Annotated in this window: 25 protein-coding genes and 2 pseudogenes; 17 read left to right on the forward strand and 10 right to left on the reverse strand. The window is 68.3% G+C overall.

The window, feature by feature from the left end:
- Positions 1-43 precede the first annotated feature (43 nt).
- The 13 genes and pseudogenes from K9U37_RS01235 to K9U37_RS01295 all read left to right on the forward strand — a co-directional run.
- Positions 44-241 (forward strand): hypothetical protein, encoded by a 198-nt coding sequence (locus tag K9U37_RS01235; RefSeq protein ID WP_243070173.1) that lies wholly within the window; start codon positions 44-46, stop codon positions 239-241.
- Positions 241-1,470 (forward strand): molybdopterin molybdotransferase MoeA, encoded by a 1,230-nt coding sequence (gene moeA / locus K9U37_RS01240; RefSeq protein WP_243070174.1) that lies wholly within the window; start codon positions 241-243, stop codon positions 1,468-1,470. The genes K9U37_RS01235 and moeA overlap by 1 nt, the downstream gene beginning before the upstream one ends.
- A gap of 28 nt (positions 1,471-1,498) precedes the next feature.
- Positions 1,499-2,212 carry a phosphatidylserine decarboxylase gene (locus tag K9U37_RS01245; RefSeq protein ID WP_243070175.1) on the forward strand — a complete coding sequence of 238 codons (714 nt, stop codon included), beginning with the start codon at positions 1,499-1,501 and terminating at the stop codon, positions 2,210-2,212.
- Positions 2,209-3,060 (forward strand): CDP-diacylglycerol--serine O-phosphatidyltransferase, encoded by an 852-nt coding sequence (gene pssA, locus K9U37_RS01250; RefSeq protein ID WP_243070176.1) that lies wholly within the window; start codon positions 2,209-2,211, stop codon positions 3,058-3,060. Before K9U37_RS01245 ends, pssA begins: the two co-directional genes overlap by 4 nt.
- Positions 3,061-3,063: 3 nt before the next feature.
- Positions 3,064-5,265 carry an AAA family ATPase gene (locus K9U37_RS01255; RefSeq protein WP_243070177.1) on the forward strand — a complete coding sequence of 734 codons (2,202 nt, stop codon included), beginning with the start codon at positions 3,064-3,066 and terminating at the stop codon, positions 5,263-5,265.
- A gap of 160 nt (positions 5,266-5,425) precedes the next feature.
- Positions 5,426-6,814 (forward strand): HNH endonuclease signature motif containing protein, encoded by a 1,389-nt coding sequence (locus K9U37_RS01260; protein WP_243070178.1) that lies wholly within the window; start codon positions 5,426-5,428, stop codon positions 6,812-6,814.
- 213 nt (positions 6,815-7,027) lie between these two features.
- Positions 7,028-9,934 (forward strand): Na+/H+ antiporter subunit A, encoded by a 2,907-nt coding sequence (locus tag K9U37_RS01265; RefSeq protein ID WP_243070179.1) that lies wholly within the window; start codon positions 7,028-7,030, stop codon positions 9,932-9,934.
- Positions 9,931-10,401: a Na(+)/H(+) antiporter subunit C gene (locus tag K9U37_RS01270; RefSeq protein ID WP_243070180.1), complete on the forward strand. Its 471-nt coding sequence runs from the start codon at positions 9,931-9,933 to the stop codon at positions 10,399-10,401. The genes K9U37_RS01265 and K9U37_RS01270 overlap by 4 nt, the downstream gene beginning before the upstream one ends.
- A 28-nt stretch (positions 10,402-10,429) precedes the next feature.
- On the forward strand, positions 10,430-12,031 hold the full coding sequence (locus K9U37_RS01275) for a Na+/H+ antiporter subunit D (RefSeq protein WP_243070181.1): 1,602 nt from the start codon (positions 10,430-10,432) through the stop codon (positions 12,029-12,031).
- A complete protein-coding gene (locus tag K9U37_RS01280) occupies positions 12,028-12,570 on the forward strand; it encodes a Na+/H+ antiporter subunit E (protein WP_243070182.1) in 543 nt (180 codons plus the stop codon). The genes K9U37_RS01275 and K9U37_RS01280 overlap by 4 nt, the downstream gene beginning before the upstream one ends.
- A gap of 82 nt (positions 12,571-12,652) precedes the next feature.
- Entirely contained in the window at positions 12,653-12,871 is a 219-nt protein-coding gene (locus tag K9U37_RS01285) for a monovalent cation/H+ antiporter complex subunit F (protein WP_252394102.1), read from the forward strand.
- Positions 12,868-13,218, forward strand: a complete 351-nt coding sequence (gene mnhG / locus K9U37_RS01290) for a monovalent cation/H(+) antiporter subunit G (protein WP_243070184.1) — start codon at positions 12,868-12,870, stop codon at positions 13,216-13,218. The genes K9U37_RS01285 and mnhG overlap by 4 nt, the downstream gene beginning before the upstream one ends.
- Positions 13,215-13,313, forward strand: a pseudogene (locus K9U37_RS01295) (SAM-dependent methyltransferase); the annotation flags it as partial. The gene mnhG and the pseudogene K9U37_RS01295, both read left to right, overlap by 4 nt.
- An 11-nt stretch (positions 13,314-13,324) precedes the next feature.
- Here the strand turns inward: K9U37_RS01295 and K9U37_RS01300 are convergent.
- The 6 genes from K9U37_RS01300 to napA all read right to left on the reverse strand — a co-directional run bounded on the left by K9U37_RS01300 (position 13,325) and on the right by napA (position 16,997).
- Entirely contained in the window at positions 13,325-13,969 is a 645-nt protein-coding gene (locus K9U37_RS01300; RefSeq protein WP_243070185.1) for an LON peptidase substrate-binding domain-containing protein, read from the reverse strand.
- Complete coding sequence (locus tag K9U37_RS01305) at positions 13,966-14,301, reverse strand: hypothetical protein (protein ID WP_243070186.1); 336 nt, start codon at positions 14,299-14,301, stop codon at positions 13,966-13,968. Before K9U37_RS01305 ends, K9U37_RS01300 begins: the two co-directional genes overlap by 4 nt.
- Positions 14,302-14,372: 71 nt before the next feature.
- Positions 14,373-15,527 carry a glutamate--cysteine ligase gene (locus K9U37_RS01310; protein WP_372489552.1) on the reverse strand — a complete coding sequence of 385 codons (1,155 nt, stop codon included), beginning with the start codon at positions 15,525-15,527 and terminating at the stop codon, positions 14,373-14,375.
- On the reverse strand, positions 15,508-16,143 hold the full coding sequence (locus K9U37_RS01315) for a superoxide dismutase family protein (protein WP_243070188.1): 636 nt from the start codon (positions 16,141-16,143) through the stop codon (positions 15,508-15,510). The genes K9U37_RS01310 and K9U37_RS01315 overlap by 20 nt, the downstream gene beginning before the upstream one ends.
- A 10-nt stretch (positions 16,144-16,153) precedes the next feature.
- A complete protein-coding gene (locus tag K9U37_RS01320; protein WP_243070189.1) occupies positions 16,154-16,615 on the reverse strand; it encodes a LytR C-terminal domain-containing protein in 462 nt (153 codons plus the stop codon).
- A gap of 73 nt (positions 16,616-16,688) precedes the next feature.
- Positions 16,689-16,997, reverse strand: coding sequence for a nucleoid-associated protein NapA (napA, locus tag K9U37_RS01325; protein WP_243070190.1), 309 nt, complete (start codon positions 16,995-16,997; stop codon positions 16,689-16,691).
- A gap of 120 nt (positions 16,998-17,117) precedes the next feature.
- Between napA and K9U37_RS01330 the strand changes: the two genes are divergently transcribed.
- The 3 genes and pseudogenes from K9U37_RS01330 (at position 17,118) to K9U37_RS01340 (ending at position 18,732) form a co-directional block, all read left to right on the forward strand.
- Positions 17,118-17,711, forward strand: a complete 594-nt coding sequence (locus tag K9U37_RS01330; RefSeq protein ID WP_243070191.1) for a peptide deformylase — start codon at positions 17,118-17,120, stop codon at positions 17,709-17,711.
- A 4-nt stretch (positions 17,712-17,715) separates the two neighbouring features.
- Positions 17,716-17,811 (forward strand): annotated as a pseudogene (locus tag K9U37_RS01335) (putative acetyltransferase); the annotation flags it as partial.
- A 105-nt stretch (positions 17,812-17,916) separates the two neighbouring features.
- A complete protein-coding gene (locus K9U37_RS01340; protein ID WP_243073170.1) occupies positions 17,917-18,732 on the forward strand; it encodes an exodeoxyribonuclease III in 816 nt (271 codons plus the stop codon).
- A gap of 91 nt (positions 18,733-18,823) precedes the next feature.
- On the opposite strand, the gene K9U37_RS01345 is transcribed toward K9U37_RS01340, so the two are convergent.
- Entirely contained in the window at positions 18,824-20,080 is a 1,257-nt protein-coding gene (locus K9U37_RS01345) for an MgtC/SapB family protein (protein WP_243070192.1), read from the reverse strand.
- Between the two features lie 136 nt (positions 20,081-20,216).
- Here K9U37_RS01345 and K9U37_RS01350 point away from each other — a divergent pair, with 136 nt between their 5' ends.
- A complete protein-coding gene (locus tag K9U37_RS01350; RefSeq protein ID WP_243070193.1) occupies positions 20,217-22,796 on the forward strand; it encodes a cation-translocating P-type ATPase in 2,580 nt (859 codons plus the stop codon).
- Here K9U37_RS01350 and K9U37_RS01355 read toward each other — a convergent pair.
- The 3 genes from K9U37_RS01355 to K9U37_RS01365 all read right to left on the reverse strand — a co-directional run bounded on the left by K9U37_RS01355 (position 22,757) and on the right by K9U37_RS01365 (position 25,627).
- The gene (locus K9U37_RS01355; protein WP_243070194.1) at positions 22,757-23,482 is read right to left on the reverse strand and encodes a 2-thiouracil desulfurase family protein; all 726 of its coding nucleotides are present in this window, start codon (positions 23,480-23,482) and stop codon (positions 22,757-22,759) included. The genes K9U37_RS01350 and K9U37_RS01355 overlap by 40 nt on opposite strands.
- A gap of 26 nt (positions 23,483-23,508) precedes the next feature.
- Positions 23,509-23,760: a hypothetical protein gene (locus K9U37_RS01360; RefSeq protein WP_243070195.1), complete on the reverse strand. Its 252-nt coding sequence runs from the start codon at positions 23,758-23,760 to the stop codon at positions 23,509-23,511.
- 172 nt (positions 23,761-23,932) lie between these two features.
- The gene (locus tag K9U37_RS01365; protein WP_243073171.1) at positions 23,933-25,627 is read right to left on the reverse strand and encodes an MFS transporter; all 1,695 of its coding nucleotides are present in this window, start codon (positions 25,625-25,627) and stop codon (positions 23,933-23,935) included.
- Positions 25,628-25,714: the final 87 nt, after the last annotated feature.

The raw sequence follows: 25,714 nt of genomic DNA on the forward strand, positions 1-25,714 counted from the left end.
CCCGCGGCTCGTGTGCAAGTTGGACCGACGTATCGTCAAGCACATGAGCGCGCCGCCGTCATCGCAGGCTCGAATTCCGGTATCGGCGGTCCGCAACCCGGAGAAGGGGGCCGACGTCATCCTCCAGCAGCGCGGCAATCTCAAGCTGGTCGGCTCCAGTCCCCGCTCGCACGATCCCGAACTACGGCAGCGGCTGTGGGCGGTGTCCGAAGAGCTCACCGGCGTCACCTTCCCGCTCTGATGCGCACCGTCGAGGAGCATCAACGCGTCGTCGCCGAGCTGATCGCGGCACGGCCCGCCGTCACCGTGGGACTGGCCGAGGCCGAGGGCCGGGTGCTGGCCGGCGATGTGGCCGCACCGCTGTCGCTGCCGGTGTTCGACAACTCGGCGATGGACGGCTACGCGGTGCGCGCGCAAGACGTCGCCGGAGCATCCGACGCCGCGCCCGTGAAACTTCCTGTGGCCGACGACATTCCAGCTGGGCGCACCGACCCGCTGTCGCTGGCACCGGGCACCGCGCACCGGATCATGACCGGGGCGCCGCTGCCGTCGGGCGCGACGGCGGTGGTCCCGGTGGAATTCACCGACGGCGGGACCGACACTGTCGAGATCCGGGCGACGGCGCGCGAGGGCCAGCACATCCGGCTCGCCGGTGAGGACGTGACCGCGGGGACGACGGTGCTGCGCGCCGGCCACGTGGTCAGTCCGGCCGCGCTCGGGCTGGCCGCCGCGCTGGGCCTGGGGCGGCTGACCGTGCTGCCGCGCCAGCGCGTATTGGTGATGTCGACCGGTTCGGAACTGGTGTCGGCCGGCACCGAACTCAAGCCCGGCCAGATCTATGAGTCCAACGCCGTCATGCTGGCCGCCGCCGCGCGTGAGGCCGGTGCCGAGGTGGTGGCCACCCCGACGTCGAGCGACGACGTCACCCAATTCAGCACGGTGCTCGAGGGGTATGCCGGGCAGGCCGACCTGATCATCACCACCGGCGGGGTGAGCGCGGGTGCCTACGAGGTGGTCAAGGACGCCTTCGGTGGCAGTGGAGGTGTGGAGTTCGTCAAGGTCGCCATGCAGCCCGGCATGCCGCAGGGCGCCGGACGGCTCCACAGAGCCGCTGGGCCGGCGACATCAGACCCAGGCACCCCGATCGTGACGCTGCCCGGCAACCCGGTCAGCGCGCTGGTGTCCTTCGAAGTGTTCGTCCGGCCCGCCCTGCGCGCGGCGATGGGCCTGCCCAATCCGCACCGGCCACGGCGCAACGCCGTGCTGACCGAGGGATTGACCTCGCCGAAGGGCAAGCGCCAGTTCCGCCGGGGCGTCTACGACCCCACGGCGGGGACGGTCACCACCTACGGCCCGCCGGCCTCGCACCACCTGCGGTGGCTGGCATCGGCGAACTGCCTGCTGGAGATCGCCGAGGACGTCACCGAGATGGCGGCCGGCGAACCGGTCCAGCTGTGGGACCTTTCCTGACAACGGCCCGCACGTAGAATCACCGCCGATGGCCAGACGACCTCGCACAGCGGACGACAACATGAAGTCCGGCCCGCAGCGGCTGGCAGCGCTGGTGCGCTCCTCGGTTCCACCGGTCCACCGCGCCGGTCTGCCGTTCATCTCGGCTGGGTTGGTGGTCGCGGCCGTCGGTCACCGCAACCGCTGGGTGCGCCGTGCCGGGCTGGCCGTCGCGGTCGCCAACGCCGGCTTCTTCCGGCATCCGCCGCGCAAGCCACCGAGCCGCCCCGGTGTGGTCGTGGCCCCCGCCGACGGGCTGATCTGCCTGATCGAAGAGGCCGAGCCGCCGGCGGAGCTGGGCCTGGGCACCGGTCCGGTACCCCGGGTGAGCATCTTCCTGTCTTTGCTCGATGCTCATGTACAGCGCATACCGATCAGCGGCGAGGTCGTCGACGTGCAGTATCGCCCGGGTAGCTTCCATTCGGCCGATCTCGCGGCCGCCAGTGAGGACAATGAACGCAACAGTGTGCTCATCCGCACTCCGGAAGGACGGGACGTGGTGGTCGTACAGATCGCCGGGCTGATCGCGCGTCGCATCATCTGCGACGTCCACGCCGGAGACAGAGTCGCCATCGGCGACACCTACGGGCTGATCCGGTTCGGCTCCCGGCTCGACACCTACCTGCCCGCGGGCTCGCAGATCCTGGTCGAACCGGGCCAGCGGGCGCTGGCCGGCGAGACGGTATTGGCCCAGTTGCCGTGATCAAACCCCGCCCCCGTGCGCTCATCAGTTCCCGGTTGCTGCCCAGCGCCGTGACGGTGCTGGCCATCTGCCTGGGTCTGACCTCGGTGAAGTACGCGCTGGACAACCGGCCCACCGAGTCGATGGCCCTGCTGGCCGCCGCGGCGATCCTCGACGCGCTCGACGGGCGCATCGCCCGGGTGCTCAAGGCCACCTCCCGGATGGGCGAAGAGATCGACTCGCTGGCCGACGCGGTGAACTTCGGCGTGGCGCCGGCGTTCATCGTGTGGGCGCTGCTGCTGTCCAACACCCGGGTCGGCTGGATCGTGGTCCTGCTCTACGCCGTGTGCATCGTGCTGCGACTGGCTCGCTACAACGCCCTGCTCGACGCCGACCTACCGGCCTACACCAAGGAGTACTTCGTCGGCATGCCCGCACCGGCGGGGGCCATCGGCGCCATCGGCCCGCTGGCCGCCAAGATGCAGTGGGGCGATGGCTGGTGGACCTCCTACTGGGCGGTGTCGCTGTGGATGGTCGGCGTTTCACTGCTCGTGGTCAGTCGTATCCCGATGCGCAAGATCCACACGTTCGCGGTGCAGCCCAACGTGGTGGCTCCGCTGTTGGCACTGCTGGCCATCGGGGTGGCCGCGGCATTCGTCTTCCCGTACCTGGTGATCCTGGTGACCATCGCCGCCTACGTCATCCACATCCCGTTCGCCGTGCGCAGCCAGCGCTGGGTGGCCGCGCACCCCGAGGCCTGGAACGACCGGCCGCGCCAGCAGCGTGCCGCCCGGCGGGCGACCCGGCGCGCACAGCACCCCAACCGCCGGTCGGTGGCCCGGCTCGGCCTGCGTAGACCGGGCCGCTGAGCGATGTCCGATCTGAGCTTCGCCGGCGCACCTCCACCGGCCTCGAGTCTGGCACTGACGGCGCGGCTGAACACCGCGGCGCTGGATTCGCGGCGCGGTGTGGTGCGGCTGCATCCCGAGGCCATCGCCGCTCTCGGCATCCGTGAGTGGGATGCGGTGTCGCTCACGGGTTCTCGCACCACCGCCGCGGTGGCCGGAGTGGCGCCGCCGGGCACCCCGGCCGGCACAGCCCTGCTCGACGACGTGATGTTGTCCAACGCCGGCCTGCGGGAGGACACTACGGTGCTGGTCTCGGCCGTGACCGTCTACGGCGCACGGTCAGTGACGGTGCGCGGATCGACCTTGGCCACCCAGTCGGTGTCGTCGGCGACGCTGCGCCAGGCGCTGCTGGGCAAAGTGATGACGGTGGGCGACACGGTCTCGCTGCTGCCGCGCGACCTCGGCCCGGGCACCTCGACGTCGCGGGCCAGTTCGGCGCTGGCGTCCTCGGTGGGCATCACGTGGACCTCCGAGCTGCTGACCGTAACCGGAACGGATCCCGCGGGACCGGTGAGCGTGCAACCCAATTCGTCGGTCACCTGGGGTGACGGTAGGACTCCGACGCAGGCACCCGGCGCCGCGGTGAGCCCGCCCATGGTGTGGCCGCAAGCCCCGCCGGTGTCCATCGACGACCTCAAAGGCCAGCATGTGCAGGCCGGCCGGCTCGCCGAATGGCTCAAGCTGGCCCTCGACGAGCCCGCCCTGCTGGAAAAGCTTGGCGCCAAACCGAATCTGGGTGTACTGATCACCGGACCAGCCGGCGTGGGCAAGGCCACGCTGGTGCGCGCGGTGTGCGCGGGGCGCCGCCTGGTCGAACTCGACGGTCCCGACACCGGCGCACTGGCCGCCCCCGACCGGCAGAAGGCCGTCGCCGACGCCGTTGCCACCGTCTGCAACGGCGGTGGCGTGCTGCTGATCACCGACATCGACGCGCTGCTGCCCGCACCGGCCGAGCCGGTCGCCACGATGATTCTGGCCGAGTTGCGAAAGGCGGTCGCAGCGCCCGGCGTGGCGATGGTGGCCACCTCCCAGCAGCCCGACGTACTCGACTCGCGGCTGCGCGGCCCGGACCTGTGCGACCGCGAGCTCGGCCTGAGTCTGCCCGACGGCGCCACCCGCAAGGCGCTACTGGAGGTGCTGCTGCGCGACGTTCCGGCCCAGGACATCAAGCTGGATGAAATCGCGGACCGTACGCCAGGATTCGTGCGCGCTGATCTGGCGGCGCTGGTGCGGGAGGCTGCGATGCGGGCGGCGGCACGCGCCAGTGAGGACGGCAAGCCGCCGACGCTGACCCAGGAGGACCTCAAGGGTGCGCTGACGGTGATCCGGCCGCTGTCCCGCTCGGCCACCCAGGAGGTCTCGGTCGGCTCGGTCACCCTCGACGACGTCGGCGACATGGCCGAGACCAAGCAGGCGCTCACCGAGGCGGTGTTGTGGCCGCTGCAGCATCCCGACACCTTCGCCCGCCTCGGGGTGGACCCGCCGAAAGGTGTTCTGCTGTATGGCCCTCCGGGTTGCGGCAAGACCTTCGTGGTGCGGGCGCTGGCCAGCTCCGGCCGGCTGAGCGTGCACGCCGTCAAAGGTGCCGAACTGATGGACAAGTGGGTGGGCTCGTCGGAGAAGGCGGTCCGTGAATTATTCCGGCGGGCAAGGGATTCCGCGCCGTCGCTGGTGTTCCTCGACGAGATCGATGCGCTGGCACCGCGGCGCGGACAGAGCTTCGACTCCGGCGTGACCGACCGGGTGGTGGCGGCACTGCTGACCGAACTCGATGGTATCGAGCCTCTGCGCGACGTGGTGGTGCTCGGTGCCACCAACCGCCCCGATCTGATCGATCCGGCGCTGCTGCGGCCGGGCCGCCTGGAGAAGCTGGTGTTCGTCGAGCCACCGGATGCTGAGGCGCGCAAGGAGATTCTGCGTACGGCGGGCAAGTCGGTGCCGCTGTCCAAGGGGGTCGACCTCGACGCGCTGGCCGGCGATCTGGACGGCTACAGCGCGGCAGACTGCGTGGCACTGCTGCGCGAGGCCGCGCTGACTGCGATGCGGCGTTCGATCGACGCCGCCGACGTCACCGCCGAAGATGTCGCCAAGGCACGCGAATCCGTGCGGCCCTCACTGGATCCGGCTCAGGTCGAGGCGCTGCGGGCCTTCGCCGCAGGCCGCTGACAATGCCGGTCTCGACTGTGAGTCCAGCGCTGACCACTTGATGTTCGGACACGCTGTCAGTCCAGCACTGAGGCTGGACCGTTTATCCACAGATCCCGTTTCATCCACAGGTCGGCCACTGGACCGAAATCATCGAATGTTTGTTCGATAGCCTGGGTTCATGGATGGCGCCGGACTGTTGACCGCCGAGGCGGTGCACGCTGCGGTTCGCGCGGAACTTGACGCGGTAGACGCGGCCTATGACCGCCTGCGCGCGACGTGTACCGATCTGGCGGGCAATGCCTTTCGCGTCGAGGTGGCCGGACGCCTGGAGGCCCAGCACCGTCTCAACCGTGGGTTGTCCTACCGGATGTTCGGTGAGATAGCGGCCCCGGTCGACGGTTGCGACAATCCGGGATCGCCGGCCGGTGTCAAGGTGCGAGACGTGCTTGCATCCCGATTGCGGCTGACCGCCGGGGAGGTCAGGCGGCGTTTCCGGGTGGCGGCACGAATCCGCCCCCGCCGGTCGCTGACCGGACCGCCGGTGGCCCCGGAACTGCCCGAACTGGCCGACGCCGTCAACGCCGGCGAGCTGAGTGACGACCACATCGCCGCGGTGTGCCGCGCGCTCGACGGACTGCCCGCCGCGGTCTCGGCTGCCCAGAAGGAGAAAGCCGAACGAACGCTGGTCGGCCACGCGAGGTCACAGGATGCACAGTTCGTCACCGCGATCGGCACGGTCATCGCGGACTGCCTCAACCCCGACGGTAACTTCACCGACGAGGACCGCGCCCGGCGACGCGGGCTCGCGCTGGGACGGCAAGGACCGGACGGGATGAGTCGGCTGACCGGCTGGCTGGACCCGGAGGCACGGGCCTACCTGGAGGCGGTGGGCGCTGTGGTCCGACCGGGCCGGCACCACCCCGATGGCGATGCCGAACGAGACAGAAGAAGCCCCGAACAGCGTTGCCACGACGCGATCAAGCTCGCGTGCAAGACGGCGATCGCATCCGGAGGACTCGGGCAGCACCGCGGCGCACCCATCTCTGTCGTGGTGACGACGACGCTGGCCGAACTCGAGCAGGCCGCGCGCGCAGCGGTTGATCCGGCCGTGCCGATGCCGCCGTCGGCAAGGACCGGCGGCACAGGTCGCCTCCCGATGCGCGAGCTGATCCGGCTGGCCGGCGAGTCGATCCACTACCTCGCGGTATTCGAAGATCATTCGGCCCGCCCGCTCTATCTGGGCCGCAGCAAGCGGCTGGCCACCACCGACCACCGCATCATCTGCCACGCTCGCGACCGCGGTTGCACCAAACCCAACTGCTTCGTGCCCGGCTGCGACTGCGAGATCCACCACGCGCACGAGTGGAGTGCCGGCGGACCCACCGACGCGGACAATCTCTTCTTCGGCTGCGGCTGCGACCACGCAGCCGCGAGCGACGGCACCTACACCACGACCGTCATGGACGATGGCCGCATCGCCTGGTCCGACGGCACCGGGCCACCCCGCGTCAATGACGTCCACCACCCCGAACGATTGCTCGACAATGGCGAGGACGACGACGGCTGAGGCGCGCTATCGGATCGGGCAGCCATTAGATTGGCATGCGGTGAGCACTGAAAGTGCTTTGTGCTCATACTCTTTCGGCGCCGACAAGGACTCGCTGCGTGCGGCGGGTCGGCAGGCAAGAATTATGCGGCGGGGTCAACAACGTAGACTGGCAGTCAATACCTAGCCGAAATCCTTGGCTGACACCCCGACCGACCCCCAGATCGGAGTGCCATGCTCGTGATCCTGCTCGCGCATGCGATCGCCGCCGCGGTGGCGCCGCTGCTCGTGCACCGCTGGGGACGGCTGGCCTTCTATCCGCTGGCACTGGTGCCCGCGGCCTCGCTGATCTGGGTGAGCCTGAACTGGCCGCAGGCCGGGCGACCCGCCCCGGCCGTCGACATTCCGTGGGTGCCCGAACTGTCGATGAACATCACCCTGCGATTCGACACGCTGTCCGCGGTGATGAGCGTGCTGGTGCTCGGCATCGGCGCTCTGGTGCTGTTCTACTGCGCGGAGTACTTCCATCACCGCGACGGGCACACCGAGAACCGCCTGCCGAGCTTCGCCGCTGAACTCGTCGCCTTCTCCGGGGCGATGTTCGGCCTGGTGGTCACCGACAACATGCTGCTGCTCTACACGTTCTGGGAGCTGACGACGGTGTTGTCGTTCCTGCTCGTCGGCCATTACGCCGAGCGGGCCACCAGCCGCCGTGCCGCCATGCAGGCGCTGCTGGTCACCACCGCCGGCGGCCTGGCGATGCTGGCCGGAATCGTCATCCTCGGCCACACCGCCGGAACCTATCTGCTCTCGCAACTGGTGCTCGCGCCCCCGCACGGGGTGGCCGTCGGCGTCGGCGTCGTGCTGGTGCTCATCGGGGCGCTGTCGAAATCGGCCATCGTGCCGTTCCACTTCTGGCTGCCCGGCGCCATGGCCGCACCCACCCCGGTCAGCGCGTACCTGCACGCCGCCGCCATGGTCAAGGCCGGGGTCTACCTCATCGCCCGGCTGGCTCCCGGCTTCGCCGACTCCCCCGGCTGGCGCCCGACCGTCATCACCCTCGGCCTGGTGACCATGCTGCTTGCCGGCTGGCGCGCAGTGCGCGAGTACGATCTCAAGCTCATCCTCGCCTTCGGCACGGTCAGCCAACTCGGCTTCATCTCCGTGATGGTGGGCGGGGGCGGCCGGGACCTGATGCTGGCCGGGCTGGCCATGCTGTGCGCACACGCGCTGTTCAAGGCCACGCTGTTCATGGTGGTCGGCGTGATCGACCACTCCACCGGCACCCGCGACATCCGCAGACTGGCCTGGCTGGGCCGCCGGATGCCGGGGTTGTTCGTCATCGCCGCCGGCGCGACGGCGAGCATGGCCGCGCTGCCCCCGTTTCTGGGCTTCGTCGCCAAAGAGGCCGACTTCGAGACCATCGCGCACAGCGGGTCGCTGGGCGCCTGGGCACCGGTGGTGCTGGCGGGTGTGGTGTTCGGCTCGGTGTTCACCACCATCTATTCGCTGCGGTTCCTGTGGGGGGCGTTCGCGCGCAAGGGTTCGCGCGGCCCGACGACCCTGGTGGCCAACCTGCACCGGCCGCCGGCGACGTTCCTGATCCCACCGGCGATCCTCGCCGCAGCCGGCTTGTTCTTCGGCCTGGCCCCCAGTCGGCTCGACCACACCCTCGACGACTACGCCGGCACCCTGCCCGCCGCGGGTCCCGGCGACGGCGACTACACGTTGGAACTCTGGCACGGCTTCGGGCTCCCGGTGCTGCTGTCGATCGTCGTCTTGGCGGCCGGCACCGCGGCCTTCTTCAGCCGCGAACGGCTGCGCCGGGCCCGCATCGGCCGTTACCAGCCGCTGGCCAACGCCGACCGCGTCTACGACGCGATCATCCGCGGGGCCGACGTGGCGTCGGTGCGGCTGACGGCGGTCACCCAGCGCGGTTCGATCCCGATCACCCAGTCGGTGATCCTGTCCACGCTGGTGCTGCTGCCCGTCGCGGTCCTCCTGCTCGGCGCACGCGATCAGCCCGATTTCCGGCTGTGGGATTCCGTCGTCCAACCCGTGGTCGGCCTGCTCATCCTTGCCGCGGCCGTCGCTGCCACGGTGATGCGGAACCGACTGGCGGCGGTGCTCCTCGTCGGCATCACCGGCTACGGCTGCGGCGTGATCTTCGCCCTGCACGGCGCGCCCGACCTGGCGCTGACGCAGTTCCTGGTGGAGACCCTGACCCTGGTGATCTTCTTGCTGGTGCTGCGGACGCTGCCGGCCGAGGCCGACGAGGCGGGCGTCAAGCGCAATCGGCTGCCCAAGGCGCTGCTCGCCCTGGCCGTCGGCGCCACCGTCGCCGCGCTGGCGGTCTCCGCCCAGGCCGCCCGCACCACCACCCCGATCGCCGAGCTGCTACCCGACGCCGCTTACTACCGCGGTCACGGCGCCAACACCGTCAACGTCCTGTTGGTCGACATCCGTGCCTGGGACACCCTCGGGGAGATCTCGGTGCTGGTGGTCGCCGCCACCGGCGTGGCCTCGCTGGTGTTCCGTAATCGCCGGTTCGGTTCGGCGCCAAGGGTTTCCGACGCCGTCCAGCCCGACATCGGCGCTTTGCCACCGGTGCCGTACAGCCCGTCGGTCAGCGATACCACCTGGCTGCGCGGCAGCGAGTTGCGCGACCCGCGCTACCGCTCGCTTGTGCTCGAGGTCGCGACCCGGATGATCTTCCCGCTCATCATGGTGCTGTCGGTGTACTTCTTCTTCACCGGGCACAACAGCCCCGGCGGCGGATTCGCCGGCGGGCTGACCGCCGGTCTGGCGCTGGTGCTGCGGTACTTGGCCGGCGGACGCTACGAACTCGGCGAGACCCTGCCGCTGGACGCCGGCAAGATCCTCGGCGCCGGGCTGGCGCTGTCGGCGGGCACCGCGGTGGGTTCGATGCTGCTCGGCGCGCCTGCTCTGTCCTCGGCGGTGATCTCGCTGCAGCTGCCGCTGCTCGGCACGGTCAAGATCGTCACCGCGCTGTTCTTCGACCTGGGCGTGTACCTCATCGTGGTCGGCCTGGTGCTCGACGTGCTGCGCAGCCTCGGGGCGCGCATCGACGTCGAGATGGCCGAGACGTCGAGCGTCTCCGAGAAGGTGGGGACGTCGTGATCGCCTACCTTGTTCCCCTCGTCATCATCGGCGGCCTCATCAGTTGCGGGGTGTACCTGCTGCTCTCACGCAACCTGACCCGAATGTTGTTGGGACTGTTGCTCGTCGGCAATGCCGTCAACCTGTTGATCCTCACCGTCGGCGGCCCGTCGGGCAATCCCCCGGTCCGCGGCCGCGCGAGCGGCTCGGCGACTACTACGGCAGACCCGTTGGCGCAGGGCATGATCCTGACTGCGATCGTGATCGCAATGGGCATCGCCGCATTCGTGCTCGCCCTGACCTACCGCTCGTTCCGGTTGACGACCGAAGAGGAAGTCGGCAACGACCCTGAGGACACCCGGGTCTCCAAGCTGTCCGACGAGGAGGCGTCCTTCATCGACGAGGATGCACCGGCGCCCGTCCCGGCCCGAGACACCGACGAGCCCGACGAGTTGGACGCGCTGCCCGGGCATGAGGGGTCACGATGACTCAGCGAGAAGCGAAGGCGGATCGCGCATGAGCATCGCGGGTGTTCTCATGCCTTTGCCGGTACTGATCCCCCTGGCGGCCGCCGCGCTGACGTTGATCGCGGGACGCCAACCCAGGCTGCAGCGGCTGATCACCGTGGTCGCGCTCAGCGCGGTGCTGGCGGTGTGCGCGGTTCTGGTGTACCTCACCGACCGCGACGGCACCCAGGCGCTGCACGTCGGCGGGTGGGGGCCAACCGATGCCGGGCTGGGCCCGGTCGGCATCACGCTGGTGGCCGACCGGCTGACGGCGCTGATGCTGGTGGTCTCCGCGATCGTCCTGCTTGCGGTGGTGTTCTACGCCATCGGCCAGGGCATCCGTGACGGCGACGACCGCCAGCCGGTGTCGATCTTCCTGCCCACCTATCTCGTGCTGTCCGCCGGCGTGTGCACGGCCTTCCTGGCCGGTGACCTGTTCAACCTCTATGTCGGCTTCGAGGTGCTGCTCTCGGCGAGCTTCGTGCTGCTGACCATCGGCGCCAGCCAGGAGCGGGTCCGCGCCGGCATCGCCTACGTGATGGTGTCGATGGTATCCTCGCTGATCTTCCTGATCGGTCTGGCGCTGATCTACGCCACCGCCGGCACGTTGAACATGGCCGAACTCTCGGTGCGCCTGCACGACATCAGCAGCGGCACCCGCGGCGCCCTGTTCGCGGTTCTCCTGGTGGCCTTCGGCATCAAGGCGGCGGTGTTCCCGCTGTCGTCCTGGTTGCCCGACTCCTACCCCACCGCGCCGGCACCGGTGACCGCGGTGTTCGCCGGGCTGCTGACCAAAGTCGGTGTGTACGCGATCATCCGGGCCCACTCCCTGCTGTTCCCCGCCGGCGGCCTGGACCGGGTGCTGCTGGTCGCAGCCCTGCTGACCATGCTCGTGGGCATTCTCGGTGCGATCGCACAGAGCGACATCAAACGTCTGCTGTCCTTCACGCTGGTCAGCCACATCGGCTACATGGTGTTCGGCATCGCGCTGTCCAGCCGGCTGGGGATGTCCGGTGCGATCTACTACGTGGCCCACCACATCGTGGTGCAGACGACGCTGTTCCTGGTGGTCGGCCTGATCGAACGACAAGCCGGCGCCTCCACGCTGCGCCGGCTGGGCGGGCTGGCCGCCGCCAGCCCCTTGCTGGCGTTCGTGTTCTTGGTTCCGGCATTGAATCTCGGTGGTATACCGCCCTTTTCCGGGTTCATCGGGAAGGTGGCTCTACTGGAGGCGGGAACCCAGGAGGGCTCGGTCCTCGCGTGGCTGCTGGTCGCGGGTTCGGTGGTGACCAGCCTGCTGACGCTGTACGTGGTGGCCAGGGTGTGGTCCAAGGCGTTCTGGCGGGCCCGTGCCGACGCCCCGGAAGGCGCGATGGCCGACTCCGCCCCCTCGGCGCTGCTGGACGACTACTCGCAGGATGTGGCGTTCGACGACCGCGGTGACGTCGGCCGGATGCCCGTCGGAATGGTCGCTCCGACAATGGGTCTCATCGCCGTCGGGCTGGCGCTGACGGTGGCCGCCGGCCCGATCTTCGGCTACAGCGACCGCGCAGCCGACGAGGTGCTCGACCGCGGCCAGTACATCAGCGCGGTGCTGGGGACACGGCTATGAGGGCATGGACGCTTCGCATCTGGGTACCGGTCTGGCTGACCCTGGTGTGGCTGTTGTTGTGGGGCACCGTGTCTGCGGCCAACGTGATCTCCGGACTGGCGGTCGCGCTGCTGATCACCCTGCTGTTGCCGCTACCGGCGGTTCCGGTGCAGGGCAGACTGCACCCGCTGTCGCTGCTGTGGCTGGCGCTCAACGTGGGGTGGTGGCTGGTGGTCTCCTCGACCCAGGTGGCCTGGCTGGCGCTGCGCCCGGGACCACCGCCCTTGTCGGCGGTGCTGCGGGCGCGCCTGGCGCTGAAATCCGATCTGGTCCTCGCGCTGGGGGTCAACATCATGAACCTCACCCCGGGCACCATCGTCCTGGAGATCGACCAGGCCCGCCGCCTGGTGTACGTCCACGTGCTCGACGTCGGCTCGAAGCGGTCGGTGGACCGGTTCTACCAGCAGGTGTCCGAGCTGGAGCGGCTGCTCGTGGCGTCCTTTGAGCGGGGGTCCGAATGGCAGCCTGCCGCAAGCGAATCCGCGGAGGACCAGCCGTGAGAACTCGACGTTCGGCGGTGATGAGGTGACTGTCGTGTGGGTTGTTGCGGGCGTGCTGCTGACCGCGGCGGCGGCGGCGACCATGATCCGGCTGCTGGCCGGGCCGAGCACCCTGGACCGGCTGGTGGCCGTGGACACGCTCGTGGCAGTGACGATGTGCAGCATCGGCACCTGGGCTGCGTTCACCCTCGACACGACGGTGACCTACAGCCTTGCCGCGCTTGCGTTGATCAGTTTCGTCGGCTCGGTCAGCGTGACCCGCTTCCGCGTGCCCGACATCGACCGGCAGGAGCCGCGATGAACGTCCTCGACGTCGTCACCGCCGCGCTGGTGCTCGGCGGTTCGGCGCTGGCGCTGACCGCCGCCGTCGGGGTGGTGCGTTTCCCCGACACGCTGACCCGGATGCACGCCGCCACCAAGCCTCAGGTGCTGGGCCTGCTGCTGGTGCTCGGTGGGGCGGCGATCCGGCTGCGCGGCAACGTCGACATCGGGATGATCATCCTGACGGCGATGTTCACCCTCATCACCGCACCGGTGGTTGCGCACCGAGTCGGACAGCTGGCATACCGTGAACAGAACATCCGCGACGACCTGCTGACTCGGGACGAGATGAGCGATTTCACCGATGGGGCGGAACGGGACTCGTGAGCCGGACCGACGACGACAGCTGGGACATCACCGAGGGCGTCGGCGCCACCGGGCTGGCCGTGGCCCGGGCGCGGGCACTGGAGTCGGAGGCGGAAGTGACCGCCGGCTACTCCTCCTCCGCGATCTGGAATTCCACCATCGCCGCAACGGTTTCCAGCGCGTCGGTAAGCACCTCCACGCGCTCAGCCAGGGTCGGTGCGGCCAGCAGCGCGTAGCGGTCGGCCTGGCCCATCGGCACCCGCGAGGCCAGCGCGTAGATGTGCCGGGACGGGTCGTCGGCAATCTCGGGTTCGACCGCCAATGCGTCGGGGCGCAGCTGCGCGCCCCGGGAACTGACGATCCGCTCGAACAGCGCCAGTATCCGGTCGATTACCTCACCGATCAGTTCGGCGGTCACCGGCGGGCCCGGCTCGTCCGGCCAGGGCCGCGCGGCCGCGCGCGGATACGGATCGTCGGGAAGCCACTCGTCAATTCGAATACGTTCCCCCACAACGGTATTCAACTGGTACTGCCCCAAGCCGTGATCGGCGTACTCGACGATATGAGCCAGTGCGCCGACGTCGCTGCGCACGTCACCCCCACCGACTTCGCGACCACGAGTGATCAGCACGACACCGAACGCGGGGTCGTCCATCGCCAGGCAGTCGCGCACCAGCTGCGAGTAGCGCGGCTCGAAGATCCGCAGCGGCAGCACCTCGCCGGGCAGCAGCGCCGACTGCAGCGGGAACATCGGCTGTCCGGCGGTACTCATCGCAGGCCTTGGCCAACCAGGATGTCGCGGACCGGAGCGCTCGGGTCGACGAAGGTGCACAATGCGCCCGCGACCCCCACCCAGATCTCGGGGTTCATCGCGATGAGCGTGTTGCCCTTCTCCCCGATGGCCTTGATCACCTCACCGCGGGTGGCCTCGTCCATGGCCAGGTATTGGCGGCAGGTGGTGCTGGCCAGGTCAGCGGGCGGCAGGGGCTTGCCCGCCTGGCCCGGCGCCGCGACCGGCGTCCCGGGGATCGGCGTGGCGCAACCGGCGCCGGTCACGACGACCGCCGCAATCAGCACCGCCGTCCCTACTCGGCGGATTGCCATGCGGCGCCTCCCCGGTCTGACAAGTCGGCTCCTCCTCGGGTCTGCAGGGCCCGCATCGTCGCCTCCCAAAGCTAGATGTCCAGCTCGTGCACCAGCGAGTCGACCACCGCACGCAGGTCGCCGCCGTTCTCCTCGGCCACCCGGTGCTGGCGCTGATACGACGCCCCGCGCCGGGGGATCTCGGCGACTGCGGCCAACTCGTCGGCGCAGTGCAGGGACTCGGCCACCGGCTGCAGCCGGGTCAACAGGTCGTCGAGGTCCTCGGTGACCAGCCGCTCGTTGCTGTCGGCGTCGAGGATGATGATGGCGTCCAGCCCGTAGCGCGCCGCGCGCCACTTGTTCTCCTGCACGTGCCACGGCGGCATCACCGGCAACTGCTCACCGGCGTCGAGCCGGCGGTCCAGGTCGACGATCAGGCAGTGCGTCAGCGCCACCAGGGCCGAGAGCTCGCGCAGGTTGGACACCCCGTCGAAGACGCGTACCTCGACGGTGCCCAGATGCGGCGAAGGCCGCACGTCCCAGCGGATTTCGTTGATGTGGTCGATGGTGCCGGTTTTCTTCTGGTCGTACACGAACCGTTCAAACTGCCGCCAGGTCTCGAACTGGAACGGCAGCCCGGCGGTGGGCAGCTGCTGGAACATCATCGACCGATTGGAGGCGTAACCGGTGTCCGCGCCCGCCCAGAACGGTGAGGACGCCGACAGCGCCAGCAGGTGCGGGTACTGGTTGAGCAGGGAGGAGATGATCGGCATCACCTTGTGCGCCGAGGAGACTCCGACGTGGACGTGCACACCCCAAATCAGCATCTGGCGTCCCCACCACTGGGTCCGCTTGATCAGCTCGGCGTAGCGGGGCGCGTCGGTCAGCTTCTGGGCGGACCACTCGGCGAAGGGGTGGGTGCCCGCGCAGAACAGCTCCATGCCGCGGTCGTGCACGATGCCGCGTACGTCCCGCAGGGTCGAGCGCAGGTCGGCCATCGCCTCGTCGACGGTGTCGCAGACACCGGTGACGATCTCGACGGTGTTGCGCAGCAGTTCCTTGTGCACGTGCGGGTTCTCGCCGAGGTCGGCGATCACCGAGGCACCCTCGTTACTCAGGTCGCGCGTTTCGGCATCGATGAGAGCGAACTCCCACTCCACGCCGAGCGTCGGGCGCGGCGAGCCGGCGAAGTCGATTCTCGCGGCTGAGCGCCGGCCGGAGGGCGTGCTAGCTGGAGCTGAGGACACCGCACGCCACGCGCCTGGCGGCACCGCCGGTGGCATCGGCTGCGATCGTGTCGGACTTGTCGTAGATGACGATGGCCGACTTGTCGCCGTCAAGCAGTTCGTCCTCCTTGAAGGCGTCGGTGGTGGTGACCAGCATGCCGGTGCCGTCGCCGCGGATCTGCAGCGGCACGAGCGGGCCGTTCTGGCCGGTGCCGCCGATCGGGTCACCGGCGGACAGGAAGTCCCCGGGGTTGCCGCCGGCTGGGCCCACCGAGTTGGGCTCACACTTGCCCGCCGAGGTCAGCTGCAGGTTGTGCAGGCCCGGTGCAAGCTGTCCGGCCCCGGTGGTCTGCACGGTGACGGTAGCAAACTTCTCGCTGAAGTCGATGGTGGCGGCGGCGAACTGGGTGCCGTCCACTCCGGTGATGACCGCGTTGATGGTCTTCTTCTCGACGGTCACCTGGTCGTTCTGGGGTGCGGCCTCGGCCGAGGGGTTGGGCGAACCCATCCAGACGGGTGGGGTGGTACCTGGCTGCGTCGCGACGGGCTCGTTCGGCGAACAAGCGGTCAGCAACGCGACGGGCGCAACGAACAGGACGGCGGTGACAGTTTTCAGCTGGCTGACGGGCTTAACCATGGGACGAACTCTATCCCGTCGCGAGAACGATCACGCCCGGAGGCTGCTCGGCGATTTCCGGAATTCGCGGTTGCACGGGTGCGTCGAGAACCTTGGCCACCGCCTCGGCGGCGGCCTGTTCGCCTTCGGCGCTGCCGAAGTAAACCGTCGTCGCGGTCACCCCGGGCACGCTGAGGTTGGTGGTCTCGGTGACGTTCCAGCCGGCCTCCTTGAGCCGGTCACCGACGCGCGCGGCCACGCCCTCCTGGCTGCCGACGTTGAAAACCCGCACGTCAGCCTTGGGCGCCGGGGCGGTCGACGTCTTGGCGCTGGTGGTGGCGGTCCGAACCGAGGAGCTGTCATCGGTGCTGTCGTTGGTGCCGGTCCCCATCGCCTGGAATCCGACCAGCAGAAAGATGACGCCCAGGAACAGCAGCACCATGACCATGGCCCGCAGCGGCAGGCCGGAAGAGTCGGGGACGCGCTCGTTCATCGCGCCCACTGTAACCGTGACCGGGTGCTCGTCGCGCAAGCGCTCATCGCGAGCCGGTGGTCGACCAGAGAAATCAGGGGACGTCGAACCCGAGCCGGCGCGCGGCCCGCGCCTTCTGCCGGCTCGCCCGCAGCCGCCGCAGCCGCTTGACGAGCATCGGATCGGCGGCCAGCGCTTCGGGACGGTCGACGAGGGCGTTGAGCACCTGGTAGTAGCGCGTGGCCGACATCGAGAAGAGTTCCTTGATGGCCTCTTCCTTGGCCCCGGCGTACTTCCACCACTGCCGCTCGAACGCCAGGATGTCGTACTCGCGGCGAGTCAGCCCCGCGGGCAGGTCGGCGTCGTCGTTAGACCGCTCGGCCCGTGCCATGGCGCCGTCCATTTCGATCTGTGGGCCCTTCCGAAGACTGATTCACATCCTGTGCTCGCGTCATTCAATCACGCTCACGACAGTTGGGACGGCAGCCGAGCCCGCGCGTCGGCTGACTTAAGCTTGCCGATCATGGCAGTCAGACCAATCGTGATCGTGGGCGATCCCGTTCTGCACAATCCGACCGCTCCGGTGCCGGTCGGTGCCGACGGCTCCCTGCCCGCCGATCTGGCCGATCTGATCAAAGACATGTACGAGACGATGGACGCCGCCAACGGTGTCGGCTTGGCGGCCAACCAGATCGGCGTGGCACTGCGTCTGTTCGTCTACGACTGTGTCGACGACCGCGGTCAGACCGCCCGCCGTCGCGGCGTGGTGATCAACCCGGTCCTGGAGACCTCCGACATTCCCGAGACGATGCCCGACCCGGAGAACGACGACGAGGGCTGTCTGTCGGTGCCGGGTGAGTCGTTTCCGTGCGGCCGGGCGACGTGGGCCAGGGTGACGGGTCTGGATGCCGACGGCAACCCGGTGACGCTGGAGGGCAACGGCCTGTTCGCCCGGATGCTGCAGCACGAGACCGGGCACCTCGACGGTTTCCTCTACGTCGACAAGCTCGTCGGCCGGCACGCGAGGGCGGCCAAGAAAGCCGTCAAGAAGAACGGCTGGGGCGTGCCCGGACTGTCGTGGATGCCGGGCGAGGCGCCTGACCCGTTCGGTCACTGAGCCGATGGTCACCGTGCCGCCGGTGGGTGCCCGGGTCAGCATCCGCTACCGGCTTCCGGCCGGCAGCGCACCGCCGATGACCGACGTGATCGGCCACGTGACGGGCCAATTCTGCTGTGCCGCTTGACTTTTAAACGAACATCGCGGCTACGTGGATGCCCTGTCGTTGGTCGGTCGTACGCTGTAGCCCATGCCCGACGACGTCCTGCGCATCGCCACCTGGAACGTGAACTCGATTCGCGCCCGGGTGGACCGGGTGGTCGACTGGTTGAGGCGCGGCGAGGTCGACGTGCTGGCCATGCAGGAGACCAAGTGCTCCGACGACCAGTTCCCGACGATGCCGTTTCTCGAAGCCGGCTACGAAGTGGTGCACTGCGGGTTCAACCAGTGGAACGGGGTGGCTATCGCCTCCCGCGTCGGACTGGAGGACGTGCAGGCCGGCTTCGAGGGCCAGCCGTCGTGGAGCAAGGACAGAGCGGACGCCAAGTCCGAGGCGCGCGCCCTGGCCGCCACCTGCGCCGGGGTGCAGGTGTGGAGCCTGTACGTTCCCAACGGACGGACGCTGGCCGACCCTCACTATCAGTACAAGCTGGAATGGCTTGCAGCCCTGCGGGATACGGCGGAATCGTGGCTGCAGCGCGACCCGCAGGCACAGATTGCGCTCGTCGGAGACTGGAACATCGCCCCAGCCGACGAGGACGTCTGGGACATGGATGCTTTCCGGGATTCCACGCATGTCTCCGAGCCGGAGCGCAAAGCCTTCAACGCGATCGTCGAGACCCGGTTCACCGATGTTGTCCGCCCGTTCACTCCCGGCCCCGGGGTGTACACCTACTGGGACTACACGCAGTTGGCGTTCCAGAAGCGTCGCGGCATGCGCATCGACTTCATCCTCGGCTCACCGGCATTGGCGGATCGGGTGGTGCATGCCGAGATCGTCAAGGACGAGCGCCGTCCCGGCAAGAAGGGCGATCCCGCGCCCAGCGATCACGCGCCGGTACTGGTGGACCTTCGGCGTTGAGTGGCCCCGGTGAACAGTCCGGTCAGCGCGTCGACACAGCTCTCGACACGAGAAACTACCGGAGCCACCGGCAGTTTCGTGGAAAGCCGCTTCAGCCGTGGATGACAGCCAGGGTCAGGGCGACGCCGAAGACCACCGACGGCACCGCCATGGCCGCGACGAATCCGAGTCCGAAGCGACGGCCACCCGCGGTGAACGCCAGCACGATCTTGACGATCAGATTGGACCCCAGGGCGACAGCGATCGACACCAGTGCGGTGTCGACGGTGATATCGCCCTTGGCGGCAAGGGTGGCGGCGGCAACGGAGCCGGCGTGGGCGTCGGCCAGGCCCGCCGCGAACGCGGCGAGCACCGCCCCTCGGGGTCCGAGCACGTCGGCACCCCACCGCCCGACAAGCAGCGCGAGGGTCAGCACGGCGGCCAGGACAAGGGCCGGACGTAACGTGAAGGGCCGGCTGGCCGCTGCTGGCTCGGCCTTGGCTTCGTCGGCCGCGCCGTCCGGACGGACCCGTGACGCACCCCGGTAGACCAGCGCCACGACACCCAGGAGAACAACCAGCCCGACGACGACCGGCAGCCACAGCCTGCGCAGCACCTCGACGTCGACGAGTCCGATCACGACGAGCAGCTGCACGAAGGTGGCCAGACTGGCCAGCAGCGCACCGGCGAGCGGCGCACGCACACCGTCGGCCGTTCGGCTGATTCTGCCCATCGACGCCGTCGTCGCGGTGGCCGACACGAACCCGCCGGCCAGGCCGGTCACCAGCAGCCCGCGTTCGGGGCCGAGTGCTCGAACACCGATGTAGCCGACCCAGCCGATGCCGGTGAGCAACACGACGAGAAGCCAGATCTTCGCCGGGTCGAGCACGCCGTACGGCCCGAGCTGCTGGTGGGGCAGCAACGGCAGGACCACGAAGGCCACCACGAAGAACTTGATCGCGTCCTCGAGTTCGACCTCGCTGACGATCTCGCGCGCGAAGCGATGGATGCGGGTCTTGGACACCAGCAGGCCCGCCACGACCACGGCCAGGGCCACGGCGAGTGCCGGGCGGGTGTACGCGAGGGCGCCGAGGAGGTAGGCGATCAGCGCGGCGATCTCCGTCGTGGTGCCCGGGTCATCGCCGCTGGTGCGGAAGTAGGACAGCGCCAGCAGCGCTCCGACGCCGAGTAGCCCGACGACCACCACCCAGGTGCCGAAGCTTGCGGCGACCGCACCGACCAGTGCCAGCAACGCGAACGAGCGTGAGCCGGCCGGCAGCTCCCGATTGTGGCCGCGTTCACGCTCGAAACCGAGCAGCAAGCCGATGGCCAGCGCGACCAGGAACGGCTGGATCTGCTGCCAATCCATCACCGACCCCCGCCCGATAGACCGATCAGCCCAATTCTGTCCGAGTCCCACGAGCGTAGGCAATCGGTTCGGCGAGGCACCGATCGGGACCTTCGGCACTAGCCGGTCGAACCAGCTGACCCTTACCGTGCGGTTCGTGCCTACCAAGCGCGACGTGACTCCGGGAACTGCGAGTGGGCTGGTCGGCCTGACGTCGGACGAGGCGGCCCGCCAGTTGGCCGTCGACGGGCCAAACGAGCTGCCAACAGCCCTGCGGCGCAACATCTTCGGTGAGGCTTGGGATGTCATCCGCCAGCCGATGCTGCTGCTGCTGCTGGGCGCGGGGTTGGTCAACTTCCTGCTGGCCGAGCCACTTGACGGGGCCTTGTTGATGGCCTTCGTCGTCGTTGTGATTGGGATCTCGATCTATCAGGAGCACAAGACCGAGAACGCGTTGGCGGCGTTGCGGGACTTGTCCTCCCCGCGTGCCCTGGTGATACGAGACGGCGCGCAGGTTCGGATCGCCGGCCGGGACGTGGTCCGCGGCGACCTGCTGATGCTCGCCGAAGGCGATCGGGTGCCCGCCGACTCGGTGCTGGTGGAAAGCGCCAACTTCTCGGTCGACGAGTCGGCGCTCACCGGCGAGTCGGTGCCGGTCCGGAAAGTGTCCATCGACCCTTCGGCACTCGCGGCGGCGATGGGCCGGCCGGGCGGAGACGCGACCCCGTGGGTGTTCTCGGGCACGCTGGTGGTCAAGGGTCACGCCATTGCCGTGGCCAAGGAGACCGGAGCCGGCACCGAACTGGGCAAGATCGGTGCGGCGCTGAGGACGATCGCGCCCGAGCGCACACCACTTCAGCGCGAAATCGATCGTCTGGTCAAGGTTCTGGCCGTCGTGGGTGTGATGGCTGCGACGGTGGTCGTCGTCGTGTACGGACTGACTCGCGGCGACTGGCTGTCGGGTCTTCTCGCCGGCATCGCCACCGCGATGGCGCTTTTACCCGAAGAGTTTCCGGTGGTGCTCACCGTCTTCATGGCGCTGGGTGGGTGGCGGATGTCGCAGAAAAATGTGCTGACCCGCCGTCCGCCGGTCATCGAGACGCTGGGATCGGCGACGGTTCTGTGCGTGGACAAGACGGGCACCTTGACGCTCAACCGGATGACGGTGCAACAGCTCATCGCCGACGGGCAGACGCACACCTGCGACGACCGCGAGTTGCCCGAGTCCTTCCACACGCTGGCGGAGTTCGCCGTCCTGGCCTCGCCGATCGATCCGTTCGATCCGATGGACAAGGCGTTTCGGGAGCTCGGCGACCGCTACCTCGCCCGCGGTCCGCACGTACACGCGGACTGGGAGTTGATCCGCGAGTATCCGCTGTCGGAATCACTGCTGGCGCTGTCGCATGTATGGCGCTCCCCCGACGGCGACCACTTCGTGATCGCGGCCAAGGGCGCACCGGAGGCGATCGCCGATCTGTGCCATCTCGACAACGACCAACTTGCGATCTTGACCTCGCGGGTCCAGGACGCGACGTCTACTGGCCAGCGGGTGCTGGGCGTGGCCTGCGCCCGGTTCGACGCGACCGCCACTCTGCCGGCCAAGCAGCACGATTTCGACTTCGAGTTCCTGGGCCTGGTGGGTCTGCACGATCCGGTGCGCCCCGGTGTGGCCGACGCGGTCGCCGAGTGTCAACGGGCAGCGATTCGCACGATCATGATCACCGGCGACTATCCGGGTACTGCGCTGGCGATCGCCGAAGAGATCGGCTTGGAACACTCGGCGGGCTGCATCACCGGGCGTGAACTCGAGGCCATGCCCGATACCGAACTGGCCCAACGTATCCGCTCGGTGAACGTGTTCGCCCGCATGGTTCCCGAGCAGAAGCTGCGGTTGGTCCGGGCGTTGCAGACCAACGGCGAGGTGGTCGGGATGACCGGCGACGGCGTCAACGACGCGCCCGCGCTGCGGGCGGCCGATATCGGCATCGCGATGGGGGCCCATGGCACCGACGTGGCCCGGGAGTCGGCAGCCCTGGTGATCACCGACGACAACTTCGACTCGATCGTCGGCGGAGTGCGGCAGGGCCGCGGCATCTTCGACAATCTCCGTAAAGCGATGGCCTACGTGATCGCGGTGCACCTTCCCATCGTCGGCATGTCGTTGATCCCGGTGTTCGTCGCCGACTGGCCGCTCGTTCTCTTGCCGGTGCAGATCGCGTTCCTGGAATTGATCATCGACCCGGCCTGCTCGGTGGTCTTCGAGGCCGAGCAGATCGATCCCAAGATCATGGACTCGCCACCGCGCGGCCTGGGCGAACCGATGTTCGGTGCCAGGGTGCTGACAATAGCTGCACTGCAAGGCTTCTCGGCGCTGCTGGCTACCCTGGCCGTGTACCTGTGGGCGGTGTTGGGCGGGCAATCCGGCGACGTCGTCCGGTCAGTGACTTTTGCCACCCTCGTCGTCGGTAACCTCGCACTGATTCTGGTGAATCGCTCGTGGCGCCTGCCGGTCTGGCGAACAGTCCAGGAGCGCACGAACACTGCCTTGAAGTGGGTCCTCGGTGGGGCCGCGATCCTTCTCATCGCGATGCTGACCATCCCGGCTCTGCGTCACGCCTTCAGTTTCGGACCGATGACGCTCAGTCAATGGGGTGTGGCCGTCGCCGCGGGACTTGGCGGCATCGCCTGGTTCGAGATCTACAAGGCCGTCGCTGGACGGCAGGTGGCCTCACCGTGACCAGACGAGGCAGTAGGTGCGCTGCCCAGCGTCCGAGGCGGCTTGACCGCGAGGAGTGCCTGCCGATCACCGCGCAGTTCGGTAGCGAGGTCATGCTCAATGGCCGGCACGGTCAATCTGTGCCGCTTGAGTTCTCGGTCGAGTGCTCGGACAAACAGACCCTCACCAGCACGACGGCATCCGAGCACAGCTTGCTCGTTCATCACGTCTCGAGTAAGTGCCGCCGCCGGACAACTCGCAACCACTTCGAGTGAAGTCCGCAGATCGAGAGTGGTCATCACCCCACAGGAGGGTGACGCGCCGATCCCGACTATGCCATCGACCGCGATCCCTGAGCGTTGATAATCGGCCACCTCACGCGCAACCTGGCGGGCGAGGCGCTTGTAGACGGCCTTGGTCCACCAGATGAAGGCAGTGAGCAGAACACCCCGCAGCGGATACAGCGGACCGCCTTTCGAGTCGTAGAGCCACAGACTGCGACGTTTGAGCACGCCGCCCCATGCGAGCCGTTCCGGGCAGGGCAGCTGATGTATGCCGTATCCCGCTGCAGCCAGTTCTTCGACAGCCTCGACCACTGCACCTGATCGCGTCGCTCCGCCCGCATAGCGGGTGTTCTCGTTGAGGAGGCAGTGCGATACGAGGACGACGCGGCGACCGCGTTCATCCCGCAGATTGTCGAGCAGCACTCGGGCTGCGTCGGGACCGTTGGCCATCAATCGGCGGCTTCCGACCGGGCTTCCAGCGCGGCTGCCGCTGATCGAGCGCCCCACCCGATACGCCCCAATGCCAGAGCCAATGCCGTGTAGATCGCCGCCTCTGTCCACATGAAGCCGATCCCCCACCGTCTTCCCAGGAAGACGGGCTCATTGATGACGCCGCGCGATGTCGCCACCGCATACGCAGCATGCGCGTAGGCGAGCGCGGCGAACGACCCGGAGAAGAACTTGCACGCTTCACGGTTCATGTCAGTTCGCTTCCTCTAGCCGGCGCTACTCGGCGACCGGATGCAGCCGTTCGCGGATCAGTGGGAACTCGGGCTCACCTCCCCGCGCGGCGCGATTGACCGAAACGTAACTCAGCCCCGGTGGCTCATGCCAGGGTCGAAGGTCATCGCCGATCGGACCGCGCCCGGACGGCTATGCCGCGTCGGGGTTCTCGATGCGCTCGACGATCTCGGCCGCGTAGCGGCCCGGGTTGAACCACGAGGCGATGGCTCCGATCACCATCATCAGCGCGGCTGCGCCGAACACCACCACCAGACCGGAGTGGAACGGCTCGGTGATGAGGTTGGGGAAGAACGTCTTTCCGGTCAGCACTTCGACGTTGACTCCCGGCTGGTGCAGCGCATTGTGCGGTGCCAGCAGTTCGGCGATCGGGTTGTAGCCGAGGAACGCCGCGAACAGGCTGCCGACCGGAGGCAGGTTGGCCACCTCGGTGGCCACCGAGGCCGACACTCCCTGTTCCTGCAATCCGCGGCTCATCGCGTCAGGCAGTGTGGCGGCCAATCCGACGATCATGAGCGAGAAGAAGATTCCGATCGACAACGACGAGCCCGCGTTGAAGAAGGTGGCCCGAACTCCGGAGGCCGCACCACGCTGCGATACCGGGACGCTGGACATGATGGCTGCGGTATTCGGTGCGGTGAAGATGCCACCACCGAGGCCGTTGAGGAACACCAGCAGCGCGAACACCCAATAGTTGAAGTTGACCGGGATCATCAGCAGCGCCACGAACGTCAGTGCCATCAGCACCATCCCGCCGACGGTGAACGGGCGCGCGCCGAGGCGGTCGGCCAGCGAGCCGGCGATGGGTGCAGCCGCCAGGAATCCGAACGTGGCCGGCAGCAGGTAGATACCGGCCCACAGCGGGGTGGACTCGAAGCTGTAGCCGTGCAAGGGAAGCCAGATGCCCTGCAGCCAGATGATGAGCATGAACTGCAGCCCGCCGCGGCCCACCGAGGACATCAACCCGGCCAGGTTGCCCATGCCGAACGCCGCCGAACGGAACAACCGGATGTCGACCATCGGCTGCGCCACCCGAAGTTCGACGACGCAGAACACCACCAGCAGGGCCAGACCGGCGACGATGGCGCCGAGCACCTTGGGGTTGGACCATCCGGTGGTGGAGTCGCCGTGGGGCTGGATGCCGTACGTGATGCCGATCAGCAGCACGGTCAGGCCCACACCGAAGGTCAGCGTGCCCGCCCAGTCCATCCGGCCCGGGTTGCGCACGCCCAGTTCCTTCAGCGAGCGCACACTCCAGATCGTGCCGATGATGCCGATTGGTACACCGACCCAGAAGATGGCCTGCCAGTGGATCTCGGAGAGCACCCCGCCGATCAGCAGGCCCAGGAACGAGCCGGCGACGGCGGCGACCATGTTGACCCCTAGAGCCATGCCGCGCTGGTTGGCCGGGAACGCGTCGGTCAGGATGGCCGAGGACGACGACATCAGCATCGCCCCGCCGATGCCCTGGATCACCCGCCAGGCGATCAGCCAGATTGCGCCGCCGTCGAGTTGGAACGGGTCGAACGACAGCGCGACGGCGGCGAGGGTGAACACGACGAAGCCGACGTTGTACATCTTCACGCGGCCGAACATGTCGCCGAGCCGGCCGAACGGAACGACCAGCACCGCGGTGACGACGAGATAGCCCATCAGCATCCACAGCAGATAGCTGACGTTTCCTTGTGCCAGCGGGTTCAGGCCGATCCCACGGAAGATCGCGGGCAGGGAGATCAGGACGATCGAGGCGTTGATCGAGGCCAGCAGGATGCCCAGCGTGGTGTTGGACAGGACCACCCACTTGTAGTGCGGATGGTCGTGGTCCATCCGCCGCCGGCGGCGGTCGGTTTCGGCCTGGTCGATGTCGATCTCGGTGGTCACGGGCGCATCTCGTTTCGTGTGCAATCAACTGTG

This window comes from Candidatus Mycolicibacterium alkanivorans (assembly GCF_022760805.1).
Classification (GTDB): domain Bacteria; phylum Actinomycetota; class Actinomycetes; order Mycobacteriales; family Mycobacteriaceae; genus Mycobacterium; species Mycobacterium alkanivorans.